This is a genomic window from Pseudonocardia pini (assembly GCF_013870575.1).
Lineage (GTDB): Bacteria > Actinomycetota > Actinomycetes > Mycobacteriales > Pseudonocardiaceae > Pseudonocardia > Pseudonocardia pini.
The window spans coordinates 1-3,377 of the sequence record NZ_JACBXB010000628.1 but is presented as its reverse complement, the minus strand read 5'-3'; the positions used below and the strand labels follow the sequence as shown (position 1 = coordinate 3,377).

Genomic DNA, 3,377 nt, shown 5'->3' with positions numbered 1-3,377 from the left:
GGCTCTACCGGTGAGTCCGTGTCGGGCAGCGCCCGCGGGGTAGCCCCGGTCCGTGAACGACACACGAACCCGACAGCTGCTGACCGACGAGCTGGACCGCCTGGGGAACGAGCTGGGCGGCGAGTCCGCCGACGAGGCGGCCCGTCGGGAGCAGTCCGCCGAGGAGGGCACGGCGGGCCGCGACTCGGCCGACGAGGGCACCGAGGCCCGGGAGGCCGCCGAGGGCGAGCAGGCGGCCGAGACCCTGCGCCGCCGGCGTCGGACGATCGAGGAGGCCCTGACCCGGCTCGACGAGGGCACCTACGGGACCTGCAGCGTGTGCGGCGCGACGATCGACGACGAGCGTCTCCGGGCGCGCCCGGAGGTGAACACCTGTCGCGAGCACGCGTGACGGTGCCAACCCACCGCTACGGTTCGGTCGGGGAACGCACCGAGGGGGATTCGTGAGCGACGATCTCGAGCTGCTCGACGCCTACTGGCGGGCGGCGAACTATCTGTCGGTGGGGCAGATCTACCTGCTGGACAACCCGCTGTTGCGGGAGCCGCTGCGGGCGGAGCACGTGAAGCCGCGGCTGTTGGGGCACTGGGGGACCACTCCGGGGCTCAACCTGCTGTATGCGCACATGAACCGGGTGATCCGGGAGCGGGACCTCGAAGCGCTGTACGTGACGGGTCCGGGTCACGGCGGGCCCGGGCTGGTCGCCAACGCCTACCTGGAGGGCACGTACTCGGAGATCTACTCGTCGGTCACCGAGGACGTGGACGGGTTGCGGGCGTTGTTCCGGCAGTTCTCCTTCCCGGGTGGGATCCCGAGTCATGTGGCGCCGGAGACGCCGGGGTCGATCCACGAGGGCGGTGAGCTCGGCTACGCCCTGCTGCACGCTTACGGTGCGGTGTTCGACAACCCGGACCTGCTGGCGTTGTGCGTGGTCGGGGACGGTGAGGCGGAGACCGGGCCGTTGGCGGCGAGCTGGCACTCGAACAAGTTCCTCGACCCGCGCCGCGACGGTGTCGTGCTGCCGGTGCTGCACCTCAACGGTTACAAGATCGCCAACCCGACGGTGCTGGCCCGGATCCCGCAGGACGAGCTGGGTGCGTTGATGCGCGGCTACGGGTACGCGCCGCGGTTCGTCACCGGTGACGAGCCCGCGGCGGTGCACGAGGAGCTGGCGGCGACCCTGGACGAGGTGCTCGACGACATCGCCGCGATCAAGGTGGACCCGCCCGCGGGGCGCCCGGCGTGGCCGATGCTGGTGTTGCGCACGCCGAAGGGGTGGACGGGGCCGAAGGTGGTCGACGGGAAGCAGGTGGAGGGCACCTTCCGCGCCCATCAGGTCCCGCTGGCCGGCACCCGCACGGACGAGGGGCATCGCGCGCAGCTCGAGGAGTGGCTGCGCAGCTACCGTCCCGAGGAGCTGTTCGACGAGGATGGGCGGCTGGTCCCGGAGCTGCGCGCGCTGGCCCCGGCGGGCGAGCGGCGGATGAGTGCGAACCCGCACACCAACGGCGGGCTCGTCCTGCGCGACCTCGCGATGCCGGACTTCCGCGAGCACGCCGTGCCGGTCGAGCGACCCGGTGTCGAGAGCAGCTCGGCGACCGCGGTCACCGGCGGGTTGCTGCGGGACGTCATGGCGCGCAACGGTGACCGGTTCCGGTTGTTCGGGCCGGACGAGGTGGCGTCGAACCGGCTGCAGGCGGTCCTGGAGGTGACCGGCCGGACCTGGGACGCCGAGCTGCTGCCGGGAGACGACCGTCTCGCCCCGGACGGCCGGGTGATGGAGGTGCTCTCGGAGCACCTGTGCCAGGGCTGGCTGGAGGGGTATCTGCTGACCGGCAGGCACGGGGTGTTCACCAGCTACGAGGCGTTCATCCACATCGTCGACTCGATGCTCAACCAGCACGCGAAGTGGCTCAAGACCACGAGGTCGATCCCGTGGCGGGCGCCGTTGGCGTCGTTGACCTATCTGTTGTCGAGCCATGTGTGGCGTCAGGACCACAACGGGTTCTCCCACCAGGACCCGGGTTTCCTCGACCACGTGATCAACAAGAAGGCCGAGATCACCCGGGTGTACCTGCCGCCGGACACCAACACCCTGCTGTCCACGATGGACCACTGTCTGCGGTCGCGGCACTACGTCAACGTCGTGGTGGCGGGCAAGCAGCCGCAGCTGACCTACCTGTCGATGGACGAGGCGATCGCCCACTGCGCCCGCGGGCTGGGGATCTGGGACTGGGCGGGCAGCACCGACGGGGAGCCCGACGTCGTGCTCGCCTGCTGTGGGGACGTGCCCACGCTGGAGACCCTCGCCGCGGCCAAGCTGCTGCGTGAGCACTGCCCGCAGCTGAGGGTGCGGGTGATCAACGTGGTGGACCTCATGCGGTTGCAGCCCGACCGTGAGCACCCGCACGGTCTGTCGGACAAGGAGTTCGACGCGCTGTTCACCCCGGACAAGCCGGTGGTGTTCGCGTTCCACGGCTATCCGTGGCTGATCCACCGGCTCACCTACGCCCGGCGCAACCACCACAACCTGCACGTGCGCGGGTACAAGGAGGAGGGCACCACCACCACGCCCTTCGACATGGTGATGCTCAACGACCTCGACCGGTTCCACCTGGTCATGGACGTGATCGACCGGGTCCCGAGCCTCGGGTCCGAGGCCGCGTCCCTGCGCCAGCGGATGTCCGACGCCCGCCTCGCCGCCCGCCGCTACACCCGCGAGCACGGGGAGGACGACCCGGCCATCGCGAACTGGACCTGGCAGTGAGGTCCGGCCGGTGAGGGTCCTGGTCGTCAACGCCGGGTCGTCGAGCCTGAAGCTGCGGCTGCTCGGGTCCGACGACGAGGTCGAGCGGACCGCGGACCCGGAGCCCGGCGGGGACCTGGCGGGCGTGCTGGCGGACTGGCCCGCGCCCGACGCCGTCGGGCACCGGGTCGTGCACGGGGGCACCGCGTTCTCCGATCCCGTCGTGGTGGACGGGTCGGTGCGCGCGCGGCTGGAGGAGCTGACCGCGCTCGCCCCGTTGCACCAGCCGAAGTCCCTCGAAGGGCTCGACGCCGTGTCGGACCTGCTGCCGGGCGTGCCCGCGGTGGCCTGCTTCGACACCGCCTTCCACACCACGATCCCGGAGGCCGCCGCGACCTACGCGGTGCCGAAGGAGTGGCGGGAGCGGTACGCGATCCGGCGCTACGGCTTCCACGGCCTCTCCCATGCCTGGTGCTCGGCCCGCACCGCCGAGCTCACCGGCGCCCGGCGGATCGTCACCGCACACCTGGGCGCCGGGGCGTCGCTGGCGGCGGTGGTCGACGGCCGGAGCGTCGACACCACCATGGGGTTCACCCCGCTCGAGGGGCTGGTCATGGCGACGCGGTCCGGCAC

At 71.4% G+C, this 3,377-nt stretch carries 2 protein-coding genes and 1 pseudogene; all 3 read left to right on the top strand.

Annotated elements, in window-relative coordinates; translation table 11 throughout:
* The first annotated feature begins 52 nt into the window (after positions 1 to 52).
* The gene (locus H5J29_RS36345; RefSeq protein ID WP_181783662.1) at positions 53 to 391 is read left to right on the top strand and encodes a TraR/DksA family transcriptional regulator; all 339 of its coding nucleotides are present in this window, start codon (positions 53 to 55) and stop codon (positions 389 to 391) included.
* Between the two features lie 52 nt (positions 392 to 443).
* On the top strand, positions 444 to 2,765 hold the full coding sequence (locus H5J29_RS26070; RefSeq protein WP_181783661.1) for a phosphoketolase family protein: 2,322 nt from the start codon (positions 444 to 446) through the stop codon (positions 2,763 to 2,765).
* Positions 2,766 to 2,775: 10 nt separating this feature from the next.
* Positions 2,776 to 3,377, top strand: a pseudogene (locus tag H5J29_RS26065) (acetate/propionate family kinase); the annotation flags it as partial.